Below are 24,960 nucleotides of genomic sequence, written 5' to 3'. Positions count from 1 at the left end.
GTATAACTTTGTTAACCCCACACGGTAACTCCATTTACATATTGAGGTAAAGGTCGTTACATCCCGAGGTAAAGAGCGTTACATCCCGGAGTAAAAGCCGTTACATCCTGCGGTAAAAGCCGTTACATTATGTGGTAAATAGAATGTAAATGCAAGTCTCTGATAATTAGCTGTATAAGTATTGTGGTATAGATTGCGGTGAATGTAAAACAGAGTGGAAATGAAAATTCCTCCTTACTGAAAACAGAGTTTCAATAAGGAGGAATAGATTGATTAGCTAAAGAGCCGATTATTATTTCTTTGTGATACGGAACCAGTCTACATCCGACCAGCCGCCATCATTGGTCGTAATTGCCGGACGTGTACAGAATGTACCTACCTTAACACCGATCCATTTGCCTTCTCTTGCCTGGAACGGTTTGCCAAGTGACTGGTATTTCTTACCGTCGAGGCTGTAACTGAAGTCACACATTACCAACAAGTCGTGTCCACCTTCGCTCTTGGAAATCTTTTTGCCGTCGCTGGTGAATTTTACTTTCAGGTAAATTGTGTTATCAGTCAGGTCTACTGTACCGTTTACTTCTTCCGGTGTACCCTTGTCAGCCTTCAGGCAGGATACTTGCGAGAGTACCAGACCTTTATCCGTATTCTCAAGGATCAATCCGGCGTAATCCATACCCATTACTACCAGTCCGGTACGTTCACCTTTATATTTCTCTACCGGTTTGAAGGTCAGCTTCATAGTAGCGGTGAGATTAGGTGCAGGAGCTTTTTGTAATAGCAGATTGGCTACATCAAACAGGTTCTTGTATTCCTTTACAACGGGGTAAGAATAAAGACGGACCATGCTTTGATCACCGGCATAATATGCCCATTTCTCATTGATATTGGCATGCCATTGCCACTGTGGTGACAAAGTGTATCCATCAAATTCGTCACTTTCCTGCGGAGTACAGATAGGATATGTCTTACCTACATTCGGCTTCTTGTAAGTCATTACAGGTTCACCACAACCGTCACCGTCTTTATCCATGCCGATTACAGGCCAGTCATTTACCCATTTCATCGGTTGCAGATGTACCAAGCGGCCATAAGCACCTACATCCTGGAAGTGCAGGAACCAGTCTTCTCCGGTCGGAGTATCTACCCATGCACCCTGGTGGGGACCGTTGACAGGGCTATCACCTTGTGCCAGCACTGTTTTCCATTCGTACGGGCCGTATACGTTTTTGGAACGCAGTACTACCTGCCAGCCTGTGGGTACGCCGCCTGCCGGATGGAAGATATAATAATATCCGTTACGTTTGTAGAACTTTGGACCTTCGCAAGTCTGGTGTGCTTCATGACCGTCGAATACAATGCGCGACGGGGTAATGGCTTTAGTTGCTTCGGCATTCAGTTCGCAGATGGTTATCACGCTTTTCAATTCGGCACGGCTGCCTGCATAAGCGTGTACCATGTATACTTTACCGTCCTCGTCCCAGAATGGGCAAGTGTCGATGATACCTTTTCCCGGCTTTACCAGCACAGGCTCGGTCCACGGACCTTTCGGGTCTTTGGCTTTCACCATGAAAGCACCCTGATCGGGGTCTCCCCAGAAGATGTAAAACTCCCCGTTGTGATGACGGATAGCAGGCGCCCATACGCGGTTACCGTGTTCGGGACGTTCGGGAGTTTCAATAGGTGGCAGTGCATAGGGTACGGCAGCACCAATGATACTCCAGTTCACCAAATCTTTGGAGTGAAGTATCTGAAGTCCGGGTAGACAGTTGAAACTGGAAGATGTCATGTAGAAATCATCTCCTACACGGCAGGCATCCGGGTCAGAATAGTCTGCATAGAGTACCGGGTTCTTGTACTTACCGTTTCCTTGGTCGGCTACCCATACTTCGGAAACATAGTTCTTTTGCTGTGCCGCCAATGGCAAGGCGAGCAACAGACAGAGACTCATTAGGGTCTTTCTTGCTTTCATGATACGTTTTTAGTTATTAGTTGTTTATCACCTTCACCACTGCCGGATGTTCCAGTTCTTCTTTCCATTCGCGGATATAGGCGAACCATGCTTCGGGAGTTTTATAACCGAAGGTTTCTTTCATGGAAGTGAATGTGATATTGTGGGTGAAGTATTTGTTGTCTTTGGCACCGATGGTGTACAGATAATTAACTTTATCTTTCACTTCATCTTTTACATATTTCTGAGGGATGTATGTGGCCAGGCCTACGGTTTCTTTGGCATACTTTACGGTGTCATTCACTGGCCAGTCAGTTCCCCAGCAACCTATCAGACCTTTGTGGTCGGAGTAAGATACGGAGCCTTTGATATCTATCACACCTGTACAGAAGACTTCGTCCTTCAATGGTTCTTCGAAGAATGTTTCTACAAATACATCGCGGTGTCCGCCGTAAAGGGTATAACGGTTCGTCATATTCAGTTCCGACCCCTGATATAGCCAGTCGGCTACTTCGATTTCGGAGATCGTGCGCACCGGACCATAGGCGATGATACGCTCAGTGAGTGTGGCAACGGGGGTGATATGGGTAGCTTTTTTGCCGTCCCAACCTTTTAGTGCACCTACACCACAACTGCCTCCTACCATGAGAACATCATCACCAAAGCCGCGTGCCAGTTGTTCGTCGGTTGGGTAGAATTGTGATTCTTTGATTTCAAAACCTTTGTTGAATTTACCATAGATGTCAACAGTCTGTTTGTGGTCGAAATACAGACGGTATGCCACCAGTTCGGATTCGAAAGCCGGACCGTGGTGGTGCATCTGGTTGTAAATGTTGCTGGTGCCCGGAATGGTTACCGACTGCACAGGTACATGTTTCCCTCTTTTGTCGCTGACCAGCATTTCTGCATATACGCGGGTCGGATAAGTCTTGTCGCTTTTGGCGGAAGACAAGGTAATGGTCAGCGTCTTTTTACCTTTGGCAGGCAGGTCGACGAGGAATGCCAGTTCATCCGGACGGCGGTCGCCGTTCAGGTCATCCAGTTGCGAGGGGATTTCTTCATTACCGTTCATGACAACAGCCGAGCGTACACGAAATTGAGGATTGATTTCACTCAGTTTGATTACTACCGGTTCGTCTGCTTTTGCCTTGTTCCAGGTGTTGCTTACTTCCACTGTAAAACTCTTTTTTGTCTCTTGTGCCTCTGCAGCTACCGAGAGAGTACACAATAATAGCAATGCTGTAAAGATTTTCTTCTTCATGGTTTTTAAGTATATAACTAATTTGCTACAAAATTAGTGCAAACCTCGCGTAATTCCTTTTTTATTTTGATATAAATACTGCTGGCTTTGGGGGAATGATTGGTTTTGTATAATTCCTCTATATACCAAAGGCAAGGAAATGGTGATTGCATTACTATTTATCCGTTGGCGAAATTAGTTTATATCTGAAAAGCATGTCTATTTATAAATCTATATTCAGAACTTTAGCCGCAGAGTTATTGTATGTCTTTCCGTTTACTTTCAGGCCTTTGGCTTTCTGTACCTGCAAGGGTGTACCTTTAGTTTCTATCTTTACATTTTCAATAGATACGTTTTCTGCCTGACTGATGACGATACCTTGTTTGGCGTCTGTAACTACAACGTCCTTCACATATACATTGCGGATAGGCATTTCAGGCAGACCATTGAAGAACATGGCACGTCCGGCACCTTTACAGGTAACATTCGTAATGTGAATATTACGGAAAGCGGGAGTCTCTTCTGTTACAGTTGGAATAGATGATTTCATTCTTCCTTCCAGTTCTTCTTCTGATTCTTCGCCCGCACCTTTACCACCATAGAAAAGATCGAACAGCAATGCTTCGTGAGGAATGTCAATCATATTGATATTGTGGATGTAAATGCCTTCCACTACACCACCGCGTCCACGAGTACTCTTGAAGCGCAAACCTACGTCTGTGCCGAGAAATGTACAGTCAGTTACATAGACATTCTTTACACCACCGGACATTTCACTTCCTACGACGAAACCGCCATGACCATGTAATACGGTATTGTTTTTAACAATCACGTTCTGGCAAGGCTCGCCACGTTTACGACCGTCTTCGTCTTTTCCTGACTTGATACAAATAGCATCGTCACCGGCATCAAAGATATTGTTGATAATCAATGCATTCTTGCATGATTCCAAGTCCAATGCATCTCCGTTCTGGGAATACCAGGGATTGAAGACCTTCACATTATGGATTGTGATATGTTCGCAGGATAGTGGATGCAGACACCAGCTGGGGGAGTTTTTGAAAGTAACACCTTCCAATAATACCCTTTTGCTCTTAACTATATTCAATAATACCGGACGCAACCATGGACGAATCTCATTCCATTCTTCATCCGTTTCAATGCCTTCGGGATTATTGAAGTCCTTGGTAGCCATAGCGCCTTTTAGTGCACCTGCAGTAGGGTACCAGATACTACCTGCTTCATCGACTACTCCACCCGAATTAACCAAGCTATTCCATTGACTGGAAGTTAGTTTACCCTTCTTTACCGGGCGCCAGCTATCACCAGAACCATCGAATACACCATTTCCTGTAATGGCTATGTTTTCTGCATTCCAGGCGGAAATAGGAGATTGACAACGACGTGTATTTAATCCTTCGAAAGAAGTTTCAATAATAGGATAGGCTTCAAAATCATCAGTAAATAGTATCAGAGCATTCATTTCCGTATACAGATTGACATTGCTCAACAGTTCGATAGGACCGGTCAGCCATAAACCTCCGGGGATAACTACCTTACCACCGCCTTTTGCATTTACCGCTTTGATAGCATCGTTGATGGCCTTGGTATTCAATACGATACCATCTCCTTTCGCTCCAAAGTCTATAATGTTGACTGTATAATCCGGAAAAGCGGGTTGTTCCACTTTCGGCATATCGAAAGGTAAATTCTCATAGATACTTTCATCTATATAATTTCCGTTTTGGGCGTTTACCGTATTCTGTACAGGTAATAACGGAAAGGATAGCGCTGTTAGCACCAATAGTTTTTTGACAAATGTGTTCATCTGTGATACTATATTTTAGTTATAAGTTATTCTTTATAAGTTATTCATTGCGGATTAACAGGTTTCTTCAACTTCCAACTTTTCATTTTTATTATCCTCCCGCAAACGGCTCTCCCGAGTGGTTTGCGAAAGAAATAATAAGTTAACCTAATTCTAACCTTAAATAAATATTATGAAAAAACCTCTTAATTACCGTTTGCAAATGTATCGGGCTTTAGCTGAAACCATGTGCACAATTTGTTGGTTTAGGTGGATTTTTTGTGGTTTTGGCCTTTTCTTTGTACACTTTCGGGGTTTTTATGCAGAAAGTTCATATCTTTAAATAAGATAGGCGGCATTTCAGCATAGCAAAAATAAGCAAGCTTATTTTGCTATGCGTTCAATTTGCACTATCTTTGCGGCCTCAAAAACAGTAAACGAGGTGATAAGATACAAGTCGACGGGGAAAGGTACATAGAAGTAATACCTTGTTGACTTGCTTGCTGAAACCTCGCAAACTTTAATATTATAGGTATGAGTTACAATTTGTTGAAAGGAAAAAGAGGCATTATTTTCGGTGCTCTGAATGAGCAGTCCATTGCCTGGAAAGTAGCTGAAAAAGCTGTAGAAGAGGGTGCAATAATCACCTTGTCAAACACTCCGGTAGCAGTTCGCATGGGCGAAGTTTCTGCACTGGCAGATAAATTGCAATGTGAAGTTATCCCTGCTGACGCAACCAGCGTAGAAGATTTGGAAAATGTATTCAAACGCTCCATGGAAGTATTGGGCGGTCCAATTGATTTTGTACTTCACTCTATCGGTATGTCTCCGAACGTTCGTAAGAAACGCACATATGATGACCTGGATTATGATATGCTGGGTAAGACTCTTGATATTTCTGCCGTATCTTTCCATAAGATGATACAAGCGGCTAAAAAACTGAATGCAATTGCCGATTATGGTTCAATCCTTGCATTGAGTTATGTGGCTGCACAACGTACTTTCTACGGATACAACGATATGGCTGATGCAAAAGCATTGTTAGAGTCTATTGCGCGTAGTTTTGGTTATATCTATGGTCGTGAACATAATGTACGCGTCAATACCATTTCACAGTCTCCTACGATGACAACTGCCGGTTCCGGTGTGAAAGGTATGGACAAGCTGTTCGACTTTGCCAACCGTATGTCCCCACTGGGTAATGCATCGGCAGACGAATGTGCTGACTATTGCATCGTAATGTTCTCTGACTTGACTCGTAAGGTAACTATGCAGAACCTGTTCCATGATGGTGGTTTCTCCAGCGTCGGAATGAGTTTGCGTGCTATGGCTACTTATGAAAAAGGGCTGGATGAATATATGGATGAGAATGGGAATATTATATACGGTTAATATATAATGATTAACGGTTAGTGATGAGTGATTAGTGACTATACAGCATGATGTTGTAGGGAAGTTAATCACTCATCATTCGTTTTTATCATTTATCACTAATAATTAATCATTTATCAACGTGGAAACTGCTCTTTATCTTTTACCTGTTACTTTAGGTGATACGCCGATTGAAACGGTATTGCCTTCTTATAATAAGGAAATTATTTTAGGTATTCGTCATTTCATAGTGGAGGATGTGCGCTCTGCGCGTCGTTTTCTGAAGAAAGTGGATCGGGAAATAGATATTGATGCGTTAACTTTTTATCCGTTGAATAAACATACTTCGCCTGAAGATATTTCCGGTTACTTGAAACCATTGGTAGCAGGGCAGTCCATGGGAGTGATTTCTGAGGCTGGTTGTCCGGCTGTGGCTGATCCGGGAGCGGATGTAGTAGCGATTGCACAGCGAAAGAATTTAAAGGTGGTTCCTTTGGTGGGCCCTTCTTCCATAATCATGTCTGTGATGGGGTCAGGCTTTAATGGACAAAGTTTTGCTTTCCATGGTTACCTTCCTATTGAACCGGGCGAACGTGCTAAAAAACTAAAGACTCTGGAACAACGGGTCTATGCTGAACAGCAAACCCAACTTTTTATTGAAACTCCTTATCGCAATAATAAAATGGTAGAAGATATCCTGAGTAACTGTCGACCGCAAACCAAACTCTGTATTGCTGCAAATATTACGTGTGAGGGAGAGTATATCAAAACCAAGACTGTAAAAGAGTGGCAAGGTAAAGTACCTGATCTTTCTAAAATTCCTTGTATTTTTCTCTTGTATAAATAACATCTTTCAGGTGTTCGTATTCGTTCTCGAAGCAACAACTGAAAAAGTTCTTGTCTAAATTGTGTTCTATTTGCTGGAAGGTCCATAGCTTTCCATCTCTGGTTTGTTTGTCCCGCAAAAGATTCTCGTCTTCTATTTCAATAAGGAAAAGATAGATCAGACGATTGGTTACTTTATTCTCAAAATGATACATGATATTAAACTGCAAATCCTGTATAGGGGCTTGCGGAAACGATTGTTTAACGAGCCGCACAATGGCTTGCTCCAAAGTTTCTCCATATAAAAGATAACATTCCAACGGTATATCTACTTTCCCGGCATCCAGCATACAACGCTGAGATCTTGGACGGAGATACAACATACCATTGTGGGAAACGGCGATACGGATCACCGGGTTGATATATTCATTCTTCTGGTTAATGGCATCCACTGCCAGACTTCTGCCGATTACATCTCCTTTGGTATTCACAATAGGAACAAAGGCTGTATGCTCCATCATAATGTTGAAATACAGAATACCGAACTGGTTGAACAATATGCTTAGCAGGAATACAGCAGGTGGGCAATAGCGGAACAAGACATCACGGGATGTTTCGCTCAAGGGACCTGGTAGTAAAATTGCGATGAAAATGGCAAAGAAATGGAGGAAAGCAATGATTATTGTTACCCTTGTAGAAACGATAGCAGATTCTGCCCCTTGTGCAAAAAGTTGTTTGCAGCATTTCTTTGATTGGGAAATCTGGTGGGCGAGAAATCTTTTTCTATTCAGGAAGATGACAACTATCGGTATCAGAGCACTGATTTCCAATGTCAGTGGTAGCATTTCATGCGAACTGCAATCGCCAAATAATAGGGTCGTAAAAGTTAATAGCAGGAGCATTCCTGTAGTACAGTAAAGCAGAAAGTTTGGAATCTTGGCCCCTTTACCCCACATTGTATATAGGCTATAGAGGACTCCAACACCTGCACCGATGTAGATGGAAATGTCCTGGGTCGTAAATTCGCATAATACAATGGATACGATAACAGGAATAAATCCCAAAGACATATTAAATTTAGATGATAGAACTCCTTTTTTAGACATTGCTAACTTTATTTTGCCGTTACTTCATACATAACAAATAAGTAGAGCAATTAGTTTTTATTCTGTTCCTTTTTTATAGAACCGAATTTGTTTCTCGGCATGATAAGAAGAACGCACCAGCGGTGCACTCTCCACCTGGTCGAAACCTTTAGCGAGTCCTTGCTCTTTATACGAAACGAATTGTGTAGGAGTAACGTATTCTGCCACAGGATAATGCTTATGCGAGGGTTGCAGGTATTGGCCGATAGTCAGTATCTGGCAGCCTGCCTGGCGCAAGTCATCCATCAACTCTTCCACTTCTTCCGGTGTCTCTCCCAGTCCTACCATAATACCCGATTTGGTAGTTGTTCCGCTTGCAGCTACCTGGCGTATAACTTCCAGACTTGTTTCATAACGGGCAGCACTACGAACCAGGGGACTGATGCGTTTTACAGTCTCCATGTTGTGGGAGATGATTTCCGGACGGGCTTCAATAACTTGAGCTACCAATTCTTTTCTTCCTTGGAAATCGGGGATCAGTACTTCTACTGTCGTCTCTGGGTTGAGGCGTTTGATTTCCTGAATGGTACGAGCCCAATGTGCAGCTCCGAGATCAGGCAAATCGTCCCGGTCTACGGAAGTGATGACTGCATGAGATAATTTCATCAATGCTATGGATTCAGCCACATGAGTAGGCTCATTCGGATCCAATGGCAAAGGTCTGCCTGTTTGTGTGTTACAAAATTTACAGCAACGGGTACAGATATCACCTCCTATCATGAAGGTGGCGGTTCCTTTTCCCCAGCATTCGCCCATATTGGGGCAACGTCCGCTGCTGCAAATGGTGTGCAGGCAGTGGGAGTCAACGATACGTTTGGTTTCCGTATAACGTTCGTTGGCTCCAATGCTTATCTTGAGCCATTCGGGCTTACGTACTCTATCTTTCATTTCAGCTCTCTTTCAAAGAAATTCGTCAGCTTCGTATACAGATGATAGCGGGTGTTTCCACCATAGATACCATGGTTACGGTTGGTATACACCTGCATGTCGAACTGTTTGTTCAGTTGTACCAGATGTTCTGCGTATTCTGCACAGTTCTGGAAATGAACATTGTCATCAGCCATACCATGTACCAGCAAAAGGTTTCCGTTCAACTGATTGGCACGAGTGAAAGCGGAGGAACTTTTATAGCCTTCGGCATTCTCTTTGGGAGTACGCATGAAACGTTCTCCGTATATCGTATCGTAATAATTCCAATCGGTAACAGCTGCTACGGCAACTCCGGCTTTGAATACGGGAGTACCTTCACTCATACTCATGATGGTCATGTATCCACCATAGCTCCATCCCCAGATGCCGATGCGGCTCTTGTCTACATAGGATTGGCTACCCATATACTGGGCTGTTGCCACCTGGTCTTTTGCTTCCTTCACGCCCAGGTTCAGGTAAGTGCATTTTTCGAAGTCTGCACCACGTCCGCCTGTACCGCGTCCGTCTACACAGACCACGATAAAGCCGCGGCTTGCCATATAGGTTTCCCAACTGATACTCCATGTGTCGAGCACTTGTTGTGAACCGGGACCGCTGTATTGATACAGCAATACAGGATATTTCTTGGATGCGGAGAAATCCGTAGGTTTCATCATCCAGCCGTTCAAAGTTACTCCGTCTTGAGTCTGGAAGGTAAAGAATTCCTTTTGAGGTACGTTGTATTGTGCCAGGGTCTTTTTCAGATTATCATTGGTAACGAGTGTACTCAGCACCTTACCGGTATTGTCGTTTAGAGTAATGACAGTGGGAGTACTCAGATTAGAGTAACGATTCATATAGTACTTCATATTCGTACTGAACTGGGCAGTATTGATACCGGGTTGTGCAGACAATTTGGTCTTTTTCCCTTTACGGTCTATCTTGTATACAGCTTTCCGCAGGGGACTTTCTTCATTACTGGTGAAGTAGAAGCTGTCATCGTCGGCATCCCAGCCTAAGAAATCTTTCACTTCATAGTTTCCGGCAGTAACTTGCTTAAGCAGGTTGCCCCCCATGCTATACCAATATAGATGATTGTAACCACTCTTTTCGCTTACAAAACTGAAATTCTCCGGATAGAAGATGATATTATCAAATACGGCTTCCTTTATATAAGCATCGCTTTCGTCGCGCAGCACTTGTTTGCAAACAGTGGAACGTGGGTCACCAAAGTACATATCAAGGCGGTTCTGGTGGCGGTTCAGCGTTATAATAGCCAATTTGTTAGGATCATGTGTAAAGCGGATGCGCGGAATATATCCATCGGCATCCATCGGTACCTGCATTTTACGTGTCACTTTCGATTTGATATCAAACGTATGTACAGACACTTTAGAGTTAGCTTCTCCGGTCTTTGGATATTTATAGGTGTAATCTCCCGGATACTTTTCGAAAGCTGTGATATGAGGATTGCTTCCTGCAAAGACGGGAAAACTGTAAGAGGGCACCTCTGTCTCATCAAAACGAATATAAGCAATCATCTTGCTGTCGGCACTGAATTCCAGTGCACGGTTGAAGGAGAACTCTTCTTCATATACCCAATCGGGGATACCATTCAATACGGCATTACGTTTACCATCCTCTGTCACCTGACTTTCGCTGTTACCATACAGGAATTTGACCAGATAAATGTTGTTATCCCGCACGAAGGCAACCATGGTGCCGTCCGGTGAGAATACCGGCACCTGCTGCGGACCACCGTCTGAGAGCTTTTCTACAATGTTATTGATTTCTCCGTTGATATTCCGTTTCAGACTGTATATATAATGTACAGCTGTATAAGAATGGCGATAGATTGGTGTCGTTTCTGTTGCAATAAGTAATTTGGTGCCATCCGGTGAGAAACTATAACTATCGAATGTCTTGAATGTACATTCACGGGCAGTGGCAGCATCAAACAGTACTTCCACCGGTTTGCCTGTTTTGAAAGAGTATTTGATAATCTGTGTTCCTTCCGGATTCATCTGTGAATAATGTTCTCCGTCTCCGGGAATGGGAATGACTCCGTAAATGTTTTCTGCGCGGAATTTCCCCGATACAATGTCTTTTAAATCAAGTGCCTGGCCGCTTTGTGCGAAACTTGCCAATGTGCAGAGGCAAAGAAGAATTGCAATACTTATCTGTTTCATAATTGGGTTTTGATTTCTTTAGAGGGCAAATATAGAGATAAATAAAAGAAAGACTATAATAAGGTGGCGCACATCTTGCGTATTTCGTGCAACCTGTTGGCCAGTGCGCTTTCTTTACGAGCAACAGCCATGTTATAACGAGTTTGCATATTAACGAGTAGTTCCGCATTAATATCCAAAGCAGCTTCCACCATTAAAGCAAAGTCACTGGTTACGGGACGTTTCCCATTCAGTATCTCATTGAGCATAGTATAGGATACTCCTAAAACTTCTGAAAATTTCTTTTGGGAAATTTTACGGCATTCTAATTCTTCTTTCAAAACATCTCCCGGATGAGTTGGTATTCTCTTTATTGTATCCATAATTCTATTGATAATGATTGGTTATATCCAATACGGTACATATGGTTAAAACAGTCTCATTTCCTTCTTGCTTTACTTTGAATTCCAGTCGGTAATGATAGTCTATGCGTATGGAAAAACTGTCCTTACCACTCAGTGCCTCAAAATTCAATGAGTTGAAGACAAATAAGTCCTCAATTCTTGTTGCTCCCATTAAGGTATCTATACGTTTCTGGTATTTCTTTATTACAGATGTATCAAAGCGATGTTTTTTGTTTTTGCATTTGCCATCTTCATAAAGCTCACGCAGATAGTCTTTATCGTATTCAATAACCATTGTCTAACATTTATGCTACAAAGATAATCCTATTTTGATATATTCACTCATTTAGTGAATCTTTTTTCATTTTATTCATAAAGAAAAGCCCGTCCAGCTTTGTGGGGGCAAAGCTGAAACGGGCTACCGTCACTCATAGATAATGATTGAATTTTCTATTGGTTAGAGGATTTTTACTTTCTTCTGATATTCGGCAATAGCAGCATCTAGTCGTTCGTGGGCTGTCGTGTCTCCCGGAACGTTGTGAGACGGATGGATATACAGATGCACACCGCGATCTGCCAGAATCTCGGCAACTGTGGTGATAGTCATCCATACCATGGTAACGAAACTCAGGGTTGACAACGGACCTACTTTATCGAAATGATTCTTCAGAGGCACGGAAGCGTCTACTAAGGGCACGCAGGAATCTACTACAATATCAGCAAGCTGGAACAGGTTCTTACCGCTGGAATGGCGGCTTGCTTTGTCACCTGTTTCTCCTGCCGAGCCGTAAACAATTACTTTCATGCCACGTTTCTTGGCTTCCAATGCGATGTCGATATTTACTGCGTTGATACCTGTGTGAGAAAATATCCAAATGCAATCTTTAGCGTCGAAATCATAGTTCTTCATAATTTCCTGTCCGTATCCTTCAGCTCTTTCCAGGAACAGGAATTGGTGGATACCCATCTGGCCGATGATTTGTGTAAAGAATGTCAGCGGGAGTTCGCACAGCGGGTGGAAACCGACGAAACTACCGATACGCGGATACATTTCCTCAACAGGGATAGTGGCATGGCCACATCCGAACGTGTGTACCCAACGACCGGCTTCGATAGAATCTGCCATAACGGTGGCTGCCTTTTTGATATTCTCCAATTGCGTGGCTTCCAGTTTTTCCATGATGCCATGCGCGTTTTTTAACCATTCAAGTGCTAACATAATTTTCTGTTTTTTTAGGGGGTAAATAATTTCTTTTATTTGAGTGAACGTTTAAACAATAGAAGCATAATCAGCAGTGAAACTATCATCATATACGGGTATACAACGATGCCGTATCCCTGTGAGATAATTCCGGTGAGGCTGTTCAGTAGTGTCTGTCCGATAAGAGCGATAACAAGGGCTACACTGAATGCCGTTCCCGATAAGGAGGCATAACGACTGCCGATAATGCTGAGTATGACCGGGAAAGTGGATGCCAGCCCTGCCCCGATAAGTGCCATACCTATGGCAGCACGTGCAAAACCGGGTGCGAATGTCAAGAGTGCAAAGCCTGCTACAGCAGTAATCAAACTGGTTCGCAGAACTGTCTCTTGCTTAATCTTCTTGAAAAGGACTACCAGTAACAGGCGGGCAACGGTCAATCCGGCTACCATGCAAGTCAGCGCTATAAGTGCCCGGTTTTCGGGGATGCCGGTGGTTTGTCCCAAATAAAGGGTAGTCCAGTTGTTACAAACTCCTTCAATGCCACTTTGGAAAAAGAGGATGAAGCTAAGCAATAATAAACTACTTTCCTTTAATAGTCCCAATCCTTCCTTAATAGGGAATCCTTGCGGTTGTTTCGGGGCGGGGAAGCGGATGCCAAGGCAGAACAAAATGCCAATCAGCATGATCATACCTGTACCTTGCAGGATGATTTCAAAAGAATAGTATTCAGCCAGGAAGCTTAACAGTACGGGAATACCCAATGCACCGATGCCATAGAACGCTCCGAGCAGGCTGAGACGCGAGCCTTTTTCTGCTTCGTCGGAGATATCTGCTACCAAAGCATTGGTTTCACCATTCAGGATACCACCTCCCAATCCGATTCCTATAATAGAGACCTGTAATAGCGGAATACTTGTGAAGAAAGCAATTCCTTCCAGTCCGAACAGCACAATTAGACAACTGAGTAGCAGTAGTGCTTTATGGCCAAAGCGGTCTACAATAGGACCGAAAAGCAGGGAACCTCCCAGTAGGCCGAGAGGCAGGAACGTCACCAGTGCAGTTGCCTGGAGATTGTCCAGAGTCAGTTTGGTAGTGAGGGATGGTAGTACCGCCCCCAAAGTGATCATCGAAATGCCAAAGAAGCACATGCCGATGCACGCAGCTGTGAATACCAGATTCTTGTTGTAACTACTCATATCAATAAAGATGATAAGGTGATAAAATAATAAGGTGATAAGGCGGGGAGATTACTCATACAGGTGCTTTTTGATAGCAAGAAAAGCAGCTCCTATCAGTCCGGCATTACCGGACAACTGAGAGGCAACAAATTCCACCTGTTTGATGCTGAGCGGTTGTGCCCATTTGCAGGCTTCTTTGTAGATATCGTCTATGAAGATGGAGGCAGGGCCGAATACACCGCCTCCCCAGATTATTTTTTGCGGGTTTAGTAAGCTGACCAGGTTAGCCGAAGCCATTCCCCACATTTCTATAGCCTTGTGCAAGACAGAAACAGCAATCGGATCGCTCTCATTGTATGCATTGAATACGTCGTAAGCCGAAATCCGGCAGATCGGTTTCTGGCGCAAGCGCCCTTTATAAGCTTTATTTGCACGGACTGCGTCCCGTACTCTGGCTCCAATTCCATTTCCTGAGGCATAGTATTCAAAACAGCCGCAGGCATCATATGCTTCTTTATAAGGCGGTTGCAGTGCCATCCAGCCAGTGGCGCCGATGATATCGTTTGCCCCGTGCAATACGTGCCCGTCAATGATGATTCCTGCACCTATACCTGTGCCTACGGCAATGAACACTGCGCTGTGGCATTCTTGGGCTGCTCCCTGCCACATCTCTCCATACATATAGCAGGTGCGGTCACTGTCGATATAAATTTCAATACCCGGCGCGGTCACGGTACGCAGTACTTCCTGTAGCGGATAGTTTTCCCAACTAGGGATATTCGGAGCCCATACGCGGCCTGTTTGCGAATAAACGATGCCGGGTACACATACACCGACACCATCAATTTGAATGCGGCTTCTGCGGGCAATAGTCAGTAACTTAGCGAGAATTTCTGCAGCAAGCTTGCCTACTTCATGTCCTGTTCTTCCTTTTAGCAGGCGTTTCCGGTTGAACAACATACTTCCGTCGGGGAGGAAAATAGCACTGGCTATTTTGGTGCCGCCTATATCGAGAGCGATAGTAGCCATGGTAATTATAGTATTAATAGGTTGATTGACCGAGGTTTTAGGCAAAGCTATGAATTTATTTCGTTTTCCATGCCTGTAAACGGAAGAAAATGTGTGTAAAATACGTCACTAATCATTAAAATGTATTTAGCGGAGTGCCCCTTTTACGTATATTTTATGAGGTAGGATATTGATAATCTGTAGGTGCAACATTTTTTAGTGCAGGTGAAAAATATTTATTTTATGTTCGTTAACAAATAGGCGGTTTGTGTATTGCAAGGTTATGATAGTACGGTGCGTAAACTAACTGAATAGAGACCAAAACCGGGGTTGGAAAGTATCTGGGTCGTATCAACTCCGTAGCAAATTCGGTTAGAAGTACCGCTATCCGAGTTTGCTACGGAGCAAATAGGGATTTGAACCCTCTTTGATACGGTTCTTACAGGATGCTGGACAGCCTCTAATTCCGTTAACGGGTTTACTCCTTTTTTTAATAGGAAAGAGAAGGTGAAGGATAAGTCAGACTTAAATACACTTTAATTCTGAGGAAGGTGTATCAGTGTGAACAGTTCTGAATTATTCTTTTATTTGTAAACACAAAATAGCTTACTATTCAAAGAAAAGACTTATTTTTGTCATTAAATAACAGGGATATGGATACCTCACCTATACTATATAATGAATTTACACTCTTTCTGAAGCGTTATTTTCCGTATAAGGTACAGAAGATATCGCTCAATGCCGGTTTCACCTGTCCAAATCGAGACGGTTCAAAGGGATATGGCGGCTGTACCTACTGCAATAACCAGACTTTCAATCCAGAATATTGCCGTACGGAAAAGTCCGTTACCCAGCAACTGGAAGAAGGAAAGATATTCTTTGCACATAAGTATCCTGAGATGAAGTACCTTGCTTACTTCCAGGCATATACTAATACTTACGGTGAGTTAGAAGCCTTGAAGCGGAAATATGAAGAAGCACTTACAGTTCCAGATGTAGTCGGTCTGGTCATCGGCACCCGGCCGGATTGCATGCCGGATGCATTGCTTCATTATTTGGAAGAGATCAATAAGCACACCTTTCTGCTGGTGGAATATGGCATTGAGAGCACGAATGATGCTACATTGTGCCGTATCAATCGCGGACATACTTATCAGGATACGGTAGATGCGGTAGAACGCACTGTCGGCTGTGGTATTCTTACAGGTGGGCACGTTATACTGGGACTTCCCGGAGAAAGACACGAAGATTTGGTGGCACAAGCTTCTGCTCTGTCACGTATCCCCCTTACTACTTTGAAAATGCATCAGTTACAACTGATACGCGGCACCCGGATGGCACATGAATATGAACAACATCCCGAGGATTTCCATCTGTTTGACGTAGAAGAATATATTGACTTGGTAGTGGACTACATCGAGCACCTACGCCCGGATTTGGTATTAGAACGCTTTGTCTCACAGTCTCCTAAAGAATTGTTAATAGCGCCCGACTGGGGACTGAAAAATTATGAATTTAACCACCGTATACAAAAAAAAATGCGCCAGCTTGGAGCTTATCAGGGAAAGAAATATGAAATGTGAGAAAAAAGCCTTATTTTTGCGGCTGTTTGAATGTAGAATCAATCTAAATAAAGAAGTTTTATGAACCAGAAGACTATGATAAAAGGAAAAATACACTATGTGGGAGTAAATGACCGTAACAAACACCTGTTTGAAGGTTTGTGGCCATTACCTTATGGAGTGTCTTATAACTCTTACCTGATAGACGACGAAACAGTGGCTCTGATTGATACGGTAGATGCTTGCTATTTTGAGGTATATCTCCGTAAAATAAAAAGTATCATAGGTGAACGCCCTATCCAATACCTTATCATCAACCATATGGAGCCCGATCATTCCGGTTCTATCCGCCTCATTAAGCAGCATTATCCCGATATTGTTATTGTAGGTAACAAGCAAACTTTCGGTATGATCGAAGGTTATTATGGAGTGACAGGTGAACAATACATTGTGAAAGATGAAGACTTCCTGGCATTAGGACATCATAAACTACGTTTTTATCTGACTCCCATGGTGCACTGGCCCGAAACCATGATGACTTTCGACGAAACGGAAGGTATACTATTCTCCGGCGACGGCTTCGGCTGTTTCGGTACATTGGATGGCGGCTTCCTCGATACTCGCATCAATACCGACCGTTATTGGGACGAAATGGTGCGTTACTACTCTAATATTGTAGGCAAATACGGTTCTCCGGTACAGAAGGCTTTGCAAAAGCTGGGCGGTTTGCACATTACGACTATTTGTTCTACTCATGGTCCTGTTTGGACAGATAATATTAGTAAAGTAATAGGCATTTATGATAAACTGAGCCGTTATGCTGCCGATGAAGGTGTGGTAATTGCCTATGGCTCCATGTATGGCCATACGGAACAGATGGCAGAAGCTATTGCTGCTGAACTTTCAGCACAAGGCATCAAGAACATTGTGATGCATAATGTAAGCAAGAGTAATCCTTCTTATATTATTGCAGACATTTTTAAATATCGTGGCTTAATTATTGGTAGCCCTACTTACAGTAACCAGATTTATCCGGATATAGAATCTTTACTCTCTAAGATATTGATTCGTGAGATAAAAGGTCGCTATCTGGGTTATTTCGGTTCGTTCACCTGGGCAGGCGCTGCGGTGAAACGTATGGCAGAGTTTGCAGAAAAGAGCAAATTTGAAATTATAGCCGATCCTGTAGAGATGAAACAGGCAATGAAGGATATCACTTACGAACAATGCGAACACCTGGCACGTTCTATGGCAGACCGCCTGAAGAAGGACAGGGAATAATTGACTGAAAATACCCCTAATTTATTAACCTGATAAAAAACAATTGCAATGAGATTAATCATTCAACCGGATTATCAATCCGTATCTAAGTGGGCTGCTCACTATGTAGCTGCTAAAATTAAGGCTGCTAATCCGACGCCTGAAAAACCGTTTGTCCTGGGTTGCCCTACCGGTTCATCACCGCTTGGCATGTACAAGGAGTTAATCGACCTGAACAAGAAAGGAATTGTTTCCTTCCGGAATGTAGTTACTTTTAATATGGATGAATATGTCGGCTTGCCGAAAGAACATCCCGAAAGCTACTATTCTTTCATGTGGAATAATTTCTTCAACCATATTGATATCAATCCGGAGAATACCAATATCCTGAATGGTAATGCTGCCGATCTGGATGCTGAGTGTGCCCGTTACGAAGAGAAGATCAAATCTTATGGTGGTATCGACCTCTTTATGGGTGGTATTGGTCCCGACGGACATATTGCTTTCAACGAACCGGGTTCTTCTTTGTCTTCCCGTACACGTCAGAAGACGCTGACGACGGATACTATCATCGCCAATTCCCGTTTCTTTGATAACGATGTGAATAAAGTGCCTAAAACAGCCTTGACAGTAGGCGTAGGTACGGTACTTTCAGCTAAGGAAGTGATGATTATTGTAAACGGACATAATAAAGCTCTTGCACTCTATCATGCTGTAGAAGGTGCCATCACACAAATGTGGACCATCAGTGCGTTGCAAATGCATGAAAAAGGTATTATTGTTGCTGACGATGCAGCTACTTTTGAATTGAAAGTAGGCACCTATCGCTACTTTAAGGATATTGAAGCAGACCACTTGGATCCGGCTTCTTTGCTGAAGTAAATCTTCATATAAAAGTGAATTGCGCAATTCGTTTTCTGCTGATAAGTGTGAAGCGGGTTGCGCATTTCTTTTCTGAATTGTCCACCTTTCATTAGAAAAATCTCTTTTTTAATGAGGTAATGTGCTGAAAATTAATTGTCTTTTGGATGTTAATTTTGTCCACTCTCTTTTGCTTGTTATTATCTTTATCATTCCTATCTTTATAGCTTCGAAATGAATGAATCGTTTGAATATGAATGATGCGGATTGCTCCTTTGATGACTTGCTGTGCCAATCTCTCTCATTATTCCACCAGTTCCGGTTGTATGACGACCATGTGGAAGAGGATAATGCTTTTAAATTCTTGAGAGAAGCGGAAAAAGTAGTCGCTGATAATAAAGATGGAGTCTGTGTGGCTAAATTGGGATGTGTAATAGAATGCCTTGCACACAGGTTTTATATAAATGATAATACAGACGGCATATTGGAAGAAGTGGATACTTTCCTGATTAAATTCTGGAAAGGGATAAAACAGCCTTCTTCCGAGGCATTCATTGCTTCTTTATGGGTTGGAGAATATTTTCTTTTGCGTTTGAAAAATCCGGAATCCCGTTTCCGTAGCCGTAGTAAGAAGATGGTTTCTAAAATTCTGTCGTTTATGGCAGATATGCTTCGTAAACCGGAAAAACAAAAGACATGTACCCTTTCTTCTGTCGTTGTTCTTGAAGAAACCGTCGATTGGATTAAAGAAATATGTGATATGCATATTTGTGAAAAGCAGATTGTCGTTTTGCTGGAGAGGCTTTATCATCTTCAGGAAATAGGGATGTTACAGCAAGAGGAAGATGAAACAAAAAATACTTTGAGGCAGCAAATGTGGGATTTTTATTATTGAATGTTATCTTTGTAGCTTCTAACATTCTTATTAACTTTATCTATATTATGAAGAAGTCTATACTTTTGCTTTTTATACTTTTCTGTTTATCATGTATCATTCCGGTGGTCCGGGCTGCAGATACAATTTTTATCCGTGAGACACAAGTTCCGGTTTTGATAGAAAGAGTGGATAATGTATTGTTCTATTTGCGTTTGGATGCTAAGGAAAGTACGATGTTGAACAGAGTCATTCTGAATTTTAGAGAAGATACTAATCTTTCTGATATCCAATCGGTAAAGCTTTACTATAGTGGCACTGAAGCCTTGCAGGATAGAAATAAAGGGCGCTTTGCTCCCGTAGAATACATATCAAGTCATACTGCCGGAAAGACTTTGGCGGCAAATCCTTCCTATTCCATTAAAAAGGCGGAAGTGATTAGACTCCAAAAACGCCTTATTCTCGATGCTAACCAGAGTTTGTTTCCGGGGATTAACTTCTTCTGGGTCAGTTTACAGATGAAACCGGAAACTTCGTTGGATGCTAAGGTCAGAGCGGCCATTGCTTCGGTTACTCTGGATGGCAAAGAAGCACCTCTAAATGTTGTTTCTCCGCAAAATATTGAGCATCGGATGGGGGTGGGGGTACGTCATGCAGGCGATGATCATTCGGCAGCATATCGTATTCCGGGATTGGTGACTACTAATAACGGAACTTTGTTAGGCGTTTATGATGTACGCTATAACAGCAGTGTCGATCTTCAAGAACATGTAGACGTCGGTTTAAGTCGTAGTACGGATGGGGGAAAGACGTGGGAAAAGATGCGCCTCCCTTTGGCTTTTGGTGAAATGGGTGGACTGCCTTCGGCACAGAATGGGGTGGGTGATCCGTCTATATTGGTGGATACGAAGACTAATAATGTATGGATAGTTGCCGCTTGGATACATGGTATGGGAAATCAACGTGCCTGGTGGAGTTCACATCCGGGATTGGATCTGAATCATACGGCACAACTTGTCTTGGCCAAGAGTACGGATGATGGTAAAAGTTGGTCAGCCCCTATTAACATTACTGAACAAGTGAAAGATCCTACTTGGTACTTCTTGTTGCAAGGACCCGGACGTGGAATCACAATGGAAGATGGCACATTAGTGTTTCCCATTCAGTTTATAGATTCTACCCGTGTGCCGAATGCGGGTATCATGTATAGCAAGGATCAGGGTGAAACTTGGAAAATACATAACTACGCACGTACCAATACCACAGAGGCGCAGGTTGCTGAGGTGCAGCCGGGAGCCTTGATGCTGAATATGCGTGATAATCGGGGTGGAAGTCGTGCTGTGGCGATTACGAAAGATCTGGGTGAGACATGGATTGAACATGAATCTTCGCGTAAAGCTTTACAGGAGCCTGTTTGTATGGCAAGTCTGATTCATGTAAAAGCCGGTGAGAATGTTTTAAACCGGGATTTACTCATATTCTCTAACCCCAATACAACGAAGGGACGCCATCACATTACTATTAAGATTAGTTTGGATGGAGGTGTAACCTGGCTACCGGAACATCAGTTGCTGTTGGATGAGGACAACAACTGGGGATATACTTGTCTTACCATGGTTGATAAAGAAACTATCGGCATCCTTTATGAAAGTAGTGTAGCTCATATTACGTTTCAGACCATAAAATTGAAAGATATTGTTAGATAGTGATTCGCATAAATAGCTAAAATCATTATCTTTGGCACTGTTATAAAACAAGAAGATTTGAAGCATGCGAAAGAATCTATATCTGATATATGCATTATTATGCCTATTAGGACTTCTCTGGAACTGTACCTCTTCTGTTGATAAAGCAGATCTTCTTTTGTCGCATGCCGGAGAGTGTATGGAGATACATCCGGACAGTGCTCTATATCTTTTGCAACAGATACCTCACCCGGATAGATTGCATGGTCGCCAGCAAGCAGACTATGCCTTCTTGCTGACACAAGCGCGAGATAAGAACTATTTGGATAGTTTGCAATCTGATTCTCTGATAAAAATTGCAATAAATTATTATGAAAACCATAATGATAAGGTAAAAGCCGGAAAGGCATCTTTTTATTATGGAAATGTGCTTTCGTATCAGGATAAAAATACGGAAGCAATGAATGCTTATCTGAATGCACAGATTTTATTGGAGGGAACTCAGGAGCATAAACTGCAAGGATTGCTGGAAGAAAATATCGGAATGTTGAATTATAACCAAAGAATGTATGATGCTTCTATTCTGAACTTCAAGAAGACGGTTGATTACTATAAATTGGCAGGGGATACTTTAGGTGTTGTATATGGATACCGGAATCTGGCGCGTGGATATATGATGAAAGCCAGTAATGACACCGCCAGATGGTATGTTGATGAAGGATTAAAGCTTTTGCCGGATACTACGCATCGGGTACGTTCCTCTCTTTTTCAGATACTTGGAATCATGGCTGAGAAAGAGAAAGATTACGAAGCGGCTGTTGGCTTTTTCTGGAAAGCTCTTTCGAGTGATTCCAATACTCTTAGTCAATATCACTATTATATATCCTTAGGTAAGGCTTATCTGTCTATGGGAAATTTAGATGAAGCCGAACGATGCTTCAAGAAGGTGGTGAAGAGTAGTAAGAGGTATACACGGGCTGGAGCATATAATTATTTGTCTAGGTTAGAAGAGACAAGGAAGAATTATAAGGATGCTCTTTTTTACAAAGAACAATCCGATTCTTTGTTGGAGATTGTACATAATGAAGACTTGCGGAAACAAATGTTAACGCTGCAAAAGAAATATGATAATGAGAAATTAAGAATGGAAAATGAACAGATTAAGCTGGAAAAAAAGAGTCAGTTCTACTTAATCCTGTTAATTACTATTCTAATGGTAATTTCTATCATAATAATCAGGACTAAATACAGAAGACGCTTTCAACGGAACATCGATACAATCAGAAAAAATCAAAAAGAAATAGAAGAATATGCATTCCGTATAGATGAGTATAAACAGAAGAGTGAAGAAGAGCAGTTAGCAAAAAAGAAGAAAATAGCTGATTTGAACGGAAAAATAATATTGTTGACTGCAGAAAATAAAGAGCTACGCGAAAATACATGCATAAAAGCTTCTTGTGTATTAGAACAGCTGAATAAAGGAGAACTGATCGTTCAAAGGATGACTTTGGAAGAGAGGCGGAATCTCTTTGATTTCATGGACCTGATCTTCGCCAATTTTATCTCCCGTTTAAACTCAAACTATACTATGACAAAAACTGATCTTATCCTAGCGACCTTACTGAAGGTAGGATTTACGACTAATCAGTTGATGTTTGTTTTTGATTGTGAGCGGAATTCTGTTTACCGAATGAAGCTAAGACTAAAGGAACATTTATATATAGATAAAGAAAAGTCATTGGAAGAGTTTATTTTGTTCTTTTAATGGGGGTATTTTTGTCCATACTTTCATGAATAATTCTATTTTATTGGGTTGATTAACAGTGAAATAACATCCTGATTTTTGTCCATATTCTGTTTTAGGTTATGTGGTTTTAGAGTTTTATCTTTGAGCCAAAATTAAACAATAAAAGCAATGAAATTTAAGTCTGTTTTATGTCTGATAGGATTTTTTTTCCTGTTTACAGTTAATGCCCATTCATCCATGATTGGTGATTTGGAAGTAGTAGGTGAGATAACTTTATCTGGTAATGATATCCCCTTTGAAACAAATTCTGATGATGGAAATAGGCATCGTTCAATAACTCCTGATATTCCTATTATTGCAACGTTGTGCGGGAATAATTTGGTAGAAATCAATTTCTTTGCCGCTGTAGGCGAAGTTGAAATAACCATTTCCCAAGATGGTGTTCCGGTGTATACTTCTTCTGAGAATATCACTACTTCTATTTTGAAGAATATTCAGTTGTCACCTGACATGACTGGAGCATTCTTGATAGAAATAAAAGGAGATAACGGGGCTTATGCTTATGGATGGTTTAATCTATAAGTCACGGCATCACAGGCACTGTTACTATATTTTCATTATAACTACTGGTTAGGGTGTTGGATACTTGACTATCTTAATACTCTACAGGCGGAAGTTTCTCTGTTGATGGAGGGATTTTCCGCCTTTGTTTTTAATCTATTTCGGCTTGTCCAGATACTCTCTTTTAAACATATCCACGAACAAGAAGAACAATGAGAGTAATAGTGGTCCGAATATGACTCCCATAAAGCCGAATAGAGACAATCCGATTACTACTCCGAAGATAGTGATTAGCGGGTGTATATCAGCCATTCTTTTTTGTAGGATAAAGCGTATCAGGTTGTCGAGTTGAGAGATAATCAGAGTTCCGAATATAGCCAGGCCGATACCATTGAAGAGATCGCCGGATAATGCCATATAGACAGCAATCGGGAACCAGACCAAGGCTGTACCTACCATAGGGATGACTGTTGCAAGGCAGGTGAGAAATCCCGTTAACAGAATATCCGGAACATCAAAGAACCAGTAACCTATCATGGCCACTCCACCTTGTATGATTGCCAGTAAGGGAATGCCGACCGCATTGGAGTGTACAATCATCTTTATTTCTCTCACTACATGATCTTTATTCGCTTTATTAAAGGGAAGTATGTCACTGATATATTGCTCCATCTTTTGTCCGCCTATCAGCATGAAGTATAGAACAAATACCAATACAAAGAGATTGACAGCAAAGCTACTGATACTACCCATTACGAATTGTCCTATGGTAGGCAGTGCAGAAATAATAAAAGAAGTGGTGTCTTTACCCAGAACATCATAGCCAGTCCTGTCTTTTATGATATTGGCCATATCTTCAATGGGGGCAATAATGCTTTGAGGATCTAAGTTGATGTCTTGTAACTTGCTGACTAATAGCCATACAGCCAATGCCAAAGGAACTAAGAAGAAGAGAATGGCTTCAGTGGTAATGAGGGTAGCAGCGATGCTTCGTTTCATATTCCGCTTGTCGGTCAGATGTATCATCTGCTTTCTGACCAGTATGTAGATAGTCAGTGCACCTAATAGACCACCCAGAAAGGGTGTAATCTGTAAAAACAGGATTATCCCCAGTCCGATGATAATAGTAATTAGTGAATATTTCCAGTATTTTTCTTTTGTACTCATATCCTTTTTGTTCGTTTTCTTAAAAAACAAACA

At 42.1% G+C, this 24,960-nt stretch carries 21 protein-coding genes; 9 read left to right on the top strand and 12 right to left on the bottom strand.

The features are described from left to right. Positions 1–292: 292 nt before the first annotated feature. The 3 genes from DW182_RS10630 to DW182_RS10620 form a co-directional block, all read right to left on the bottom strand. A complete protein-coding gene (locus DW182_RS10630) occupies positions 293–1,972 on the bottom strand; it encodes a glycoside hydrolase 43 family protein (RefSeq protein WP_118295496.1) in 1,680 nt (559 codons plus the stop codon). A gap of 16 nt (positions 1,973–1,988) precedes the next feature. After that, positions 1,989–3,212, bottom strand: a complete 1,224-nt coding sequence (locus DW182_RS10625; RefSeq protein WP_118295495.1) for a DUF4861 domain-containing protein — start codon at positions 3,210–3,212, stop codon at positions 1,989–1,991. Positions 3,213–3,414: 202 nt separating this feature from the next. Then, positions 3,415–5,019 (bottom strand): glycoside hydrolase family 28 protein, encoded by a 1,605-nt coding sequence (locus tag DW182_RS10620; RefSeq protein ID WP_118295494.1) that lies wholly within the window; start codon positions 5,017–5,019, stop codon positions 3,415–3,417. A gap of 513 nt (positions 5,020–5,532) precedes the next feature. Here DW182_RS10620 and DW182_RS10615 point away from each other — a divergent pair. Together DW182_RS10615 and DW182_RS10610 are read left to right on the top strand one after the other, a co-directional pair. Next, on the top strand, positions 5,533–6,390 hold the full coding sequence (locus tag DW182_RS10615) for an enoyl-ACP reductase (RefSeq protein ID WP_007666880.1): 858 nt from the start codon (positions 5,533–5,535) through the stop codon (positions 6,388–6,390). 121 nt (positions 6,391–6,511) lie between these two features. After that, positions 6,512–7,216 carry an SAM-dependent methyltransferase gene (locus DW182_RS10610; RefSeq protein ID WP_021968060.1) on the top strand — a complete coding sequence of 235 codons (705 nt, stop codon included), beginning with the start codon at positions 6,512–6,514 and terminating at the stop codon, positions 7,214–7,216. On the opposite strand, the gene DW182_RS10605 is transcribed toward DW182_RS10610, so the two are convergent. The 8 genes from DW182_RS10605 to DW182_RS10570 all read right to left on the bottom strand — a co-directional run bounded on the left by DW182_RS10605 (position 7,182) and on the right by DW182_RS10570 (position 15,231). After that, a complete protein-coding gene (locus DW182_RS10605; RefSeq protein WP_007666877.1) occupies positions 7,182–8,300 on the bottom strand; it encodes a hypothetical protein in 1,119 nt (372 codons plus the stop codon). The genes DW182_RS10610 and DW182_RS10605 overlap by 35 nt on opposite strands. A gap of 57 nt (positions 8,301–8,357) precedes the next feature. After that, positions 8,358–9,227: a lipoyl synthase gene (lipA, locus tag DW182_RS10600; protein WP_118295493.1), complete on the bottom strand. Its 870-nt coding sequence runs from the start codon at positions 9,225–9,227 to the stop codon at positions 8,358–8,360. Then, complete coding sequence (locus DW182_RS10595) at positions 9,224–11,437, bottom strand: S9 family peptidase (RefSeq protein WP_118295492.1); 2,214 nt, start codon at positions 11,435–11,437, stop codon at positions 9,224–9,226. The genes lipA and DW182_RS10595 overlap by 4 nt, the downstream gene beginning before the upstream one ends. A 53-nt stretch (positions 11,438–11,490) precedes the next feature. Then, a complete protein-coding gene (locus DW182_RS10590; protein ID WP_115502643.1) occupies positions 11,491–11,799 on the bottom strand; it encodes a HigA family addiction module antitoxin in 309 nt (102 codons plus the stop codon). A 4-nt stretch (positions 11,800–11,803) separates the two neighbouring features. Then, positions 11,804–12,115, bottom strand: coding sequence for a type II toxin-antitoxin system RelE/ParE family toxin (locus tag DW182_RS10585; protein WP_115502642.1), 312 nt, complete (start codon positions 12,113–12,115; stop codon positions 11,804–11,806). A gap of 162 nt (positions 12,116–12,277) precedes the next feature. Then, the gene (locus tag DW182_RS10580; RefSeq protein ID WP_007666871.1) at positions 12,278–13,039 is read right to left on the bottom strand and encodes a sugar isomerase domain-containing protein; all 762 of its coding nucleotides are present in this window, start codon (positions 13,037–13,039) and stop codon (positions 12,278–12,280) included. Positions 13,040–13,074: 35 nt separating this feature from the next. Continuing rightward, positions 13,075–14,220 (bottom strand): sugar MFS transporter, encoded by a 1,146-nt coding sequence (locus DW182_RS10575; RefSeq protein WP_118295491.1) that lies wholly within the window; start codon positions 14,218–14,220, stop codon positions 13,075–13,077. A gap of 51 nt (positions 14,221–14,271) precedes the next feature. After that, positions 14,272–15,231 carry an ROK family protein gene (locus tag DW182_RS10570; RefSeq protein WP_118295490.1) on the bottom strand — a complete coding sequence of 320 codons (960 nt, stop codon included), beginning with the start codon at positions 15,229–15,231 and terminating at the stop codon, positions 14,272–14,274. 632 nt (positions 15,232–15,863) lie between these two features. Here DW182_RS10570 and DW182_RS10565 point away from each other — a divergent pair. From DW182_RS10565 to DW182_RS10535, 7 genes are all read left to right on the top strand, one after another. Beyond that, positions 15,864–16,793: a TIGR01212 family radical SAM protein gene (locus DW182_RS10565; RefSeq protein ID WP_118295489.1), complete on the top strand. Its 930-nt coding sequence runs from the start codon at positions 15,864–15,866 to the stop codon at positions 16,791–16,793. Positions 16,794–16,853: 60 nt separating this feature from the next. Then, entirely contained in the window at positions 16,854–18,053 is a 1,200-nt protein-coding gene (locus DW182_RS10560; RefSeq protein ID WP_118295488.1) for an FprA family A-type flavoprotein, read from the top strand. 48 nt (positions 18,054–18,101) lie between these two features. Beyond that, positions 18,102–18,914 carry a glucosamine-6-phosphate deaminase gene (gene nagB / locus DW182_RS10555; RefSeq protein WP_118295487.1) on the top strand — a complete coding sequence of 271 codons (813 nt, stop codon included), beginning with the start codon at positions 18,102–18,104 and terminating at the stop codon, positions 18,912–18,914. A gap of 217 nt (positions 18,915–19,131) precedes the next feature. Continuing rightward, complete coding sequence (locus DW182_RS10550; protein WP_233564129.1) at positions 19,132–19,788, top strand: hypothetical protein; 657 nt, start codon at positions 19,132–19,134, stop codon at positions 19,786–19,788. Positions 19,789–19,835: 47 nt separating this feature from the next. Further along, positions 19,836–21,473: a sialidase family protein gene (locus tag DW182_RS10545; RefSeq protein ID WP_118295531.1), complete on the top strand. Its 1,638-nt coding sequence runs from the start codon at positions 19,836–19,838 to the stop codon at positions 21,471–21,473. Positions 21,474–21,537: 64 nt separating this feature from the next. Beyond that, a complete protein-coding gene (locus tag DW182_RS10540) occupies positions 21,538–23,217 on the top strand; it encodes a lipopolysaccharide assembly protein LapB (protein ID WP_118295486.1) in 1,680 nt (559 codons plus the stop codon). Between the two features lie 150 nt (positions 23,218–23,367). Next, on the top strand, positions 23,368–23,781 hold the full coding sequence (locus DW182_RS10535; protein WP_118295485.1) for a DUF3244 domain-containing protein: 414 nt from the start codon (positions 23,368–23,370) through the stop codon (positions 23,779–23,781). 135 nt (positions 23,782–23,916) lie between these two features. Here DW182_RS10535 and DW182_RS10530 read toward each other — a convergent pair whose 3' ends face one another. Continuing rightward, the gene (locus DW182_RS10530; protein WP_118295484.1) at positions 23,917–24,927 is read right to left on the bottom strand and encodes an AI-2E family transporter; all 1,011 of its coding nucleotides are present in this window, start codon (positions 24,925–24,927) and stop codon (positions 23,917–23,919) included. Positions 24,928–24,960: the final 33 nt, after the last annotated feature.

The organism is Bacteroides sp. AM16-24 (assembly GCF_003471885.1).
Lineage (GTDB): Bacteria > Bacteroidota > Bacteroidia > Bacteroidales > Bacteroidaceae > Bacteroides.
The sequence above is the reverse complement of the archived record's forward strand: the minus strand, read 5'-3'. Positions and strand labels throughout refer to the sequence as shown.

Excerpts from the sequence above, each read along its gene's own strand:
- DW182_RS10630 (WP_118295496.1), bottom strand. The coding sequence starts at position 1,972 with ATGAAAGCAAGAAAGACCCTAATGAGTCTCTGTCTGTTGCTCGCCTTG.
- DW182_RS10625 (WP_118295495.1), bottom strand. The coding sequence starts at position 3,212 with ATGAAGAAGAAAATCTTTACAGCATTGCTATTATTGTGTACTCTCTCG.
- DW182_RS10620 (WP_118295494.1), bottom strand. The coding sequence starts at position 5,019 with ATGAACACATTTGTCAAAAAACTATTGGTGCTAACAGCGCTATCCTTT.
- DW182_RS10615 (WP_007666880.1), top strand. The coding sequence starts at position 5,533 with ATGAGTTACAATTTGTTGAAAGGAAAAAGAGGCATTATTTTCGGTGCT.
- DW182_RS10605 (WP_007666877.1), bottom strand. The coding sequence starts at position 8,300 with ATGTCTAAAAAAGGAGTTCTATCATCTAAATTTAATATGTCTTTGGGA.
- lipA (WP_118295493.1), bottom strand. The coding sequence starts at position 9,227 with ATGAAAGATAGAGTACGTAAGCCCGAATGGCTCAAGATAAGCATTGGA.
- DW182_RS10595 (WP_118295492.1), bottom strand. The coding sequence starts at position 11,437 with ATGAAACAGATAAGTATTGCAATTCTTCTTTGCCTCTGCACATTGGCA.
- DW182_RS10590 (WP_115502643.1), bottom strand. The coding sequence starts at position 11,799 with ATGGATACAATAAAGAGAATACCAACTCATCCGGGAGATGTTTTGAAA.
- DW182_RS10585 (WP_115502642.1), bottom strand. The coding sequence starts at position 12,115 with ATGGTTATTGAATACGATAAAGACTATCTGCGTGAGCTTTATGAAGAT.
- DW182_RS10580 (WP_007666871.1), bottom strand. The coding sequence starts at position 13,039 with ATGTTAGCACTTGAATGGTTAAAAAACGCGCATGGCATCATGGAAAAA.
- DW182_RS10575 (WP_118295491.1), bottom strand. The coding sequence starts at position 14,220 with ATGAGTAGTTACAACAAGAATCTGGTATTCACAGCTGCGTGCATCGGC.
- DW182_RS10570 (WP_118295490.1), bottom strand. The coding sequence starts at position 15,231 with ATGGCTACTATCGCTCTCGATATAGGCGGCACCAAAATAGCCAGTGCT.
- DW182_RS10565 (WP_118295489.1), top strand. The coding sequence starts at position 15,864 with ATGGATACCTCACCTATACTATATAATGAATTTACACTCTTTCTGAAG.
- DW182_RS10560 (WP_118295488.1), top strand. The coding sequence starts at position 16,854 with ATGAACCAGAAGACTATGATAAAAGGAAAAATACACTATGTGGGAGTA.
- nagB (WP_118295487.1), top strand. The coding sequence starts at position 18,102 with ATGAGATTAATCATTCAACCGGATTATCAATCCGTATCTAAGTGGGCT.
- DW182_RS10550 (WP_233564129.1), top strand. The coding sequence starts at position 19,132 with ATGAATCGTTTGAATATGAATGATGCGGATTGCTCCTTTGATGACTTG.
- DW182_RS10545 (WP_118295531.1), top strand. The coding sequence starts at position 19,836 with ATGAAGAAGTCTATACTTTTGCTTTTTATACTTTTCTGTTTATCATGT.
- DW182_RS10540 (WP_118295486.1), top strand. The coding sequence starts at position 21,538 with ATGCGAAAGAATCTATATCTGATATATGCATTATTATGCCTATTAGGA.
- DW182_RS10535 (WP_118295485.1), top strand. The coding sequence starts at position 23,368 with ATGAAATTTAAGTCTGTTTTATGTCTGATAGGATTTTTTTTCCTGTTT.
- DW182_RS10530 (WP_118295484.1), bottom strand. The coding sequence starts at position 24,927 with ATGAGTACAAAAGAAAAATACTGGAAATATTCACTAATTACTATTATC.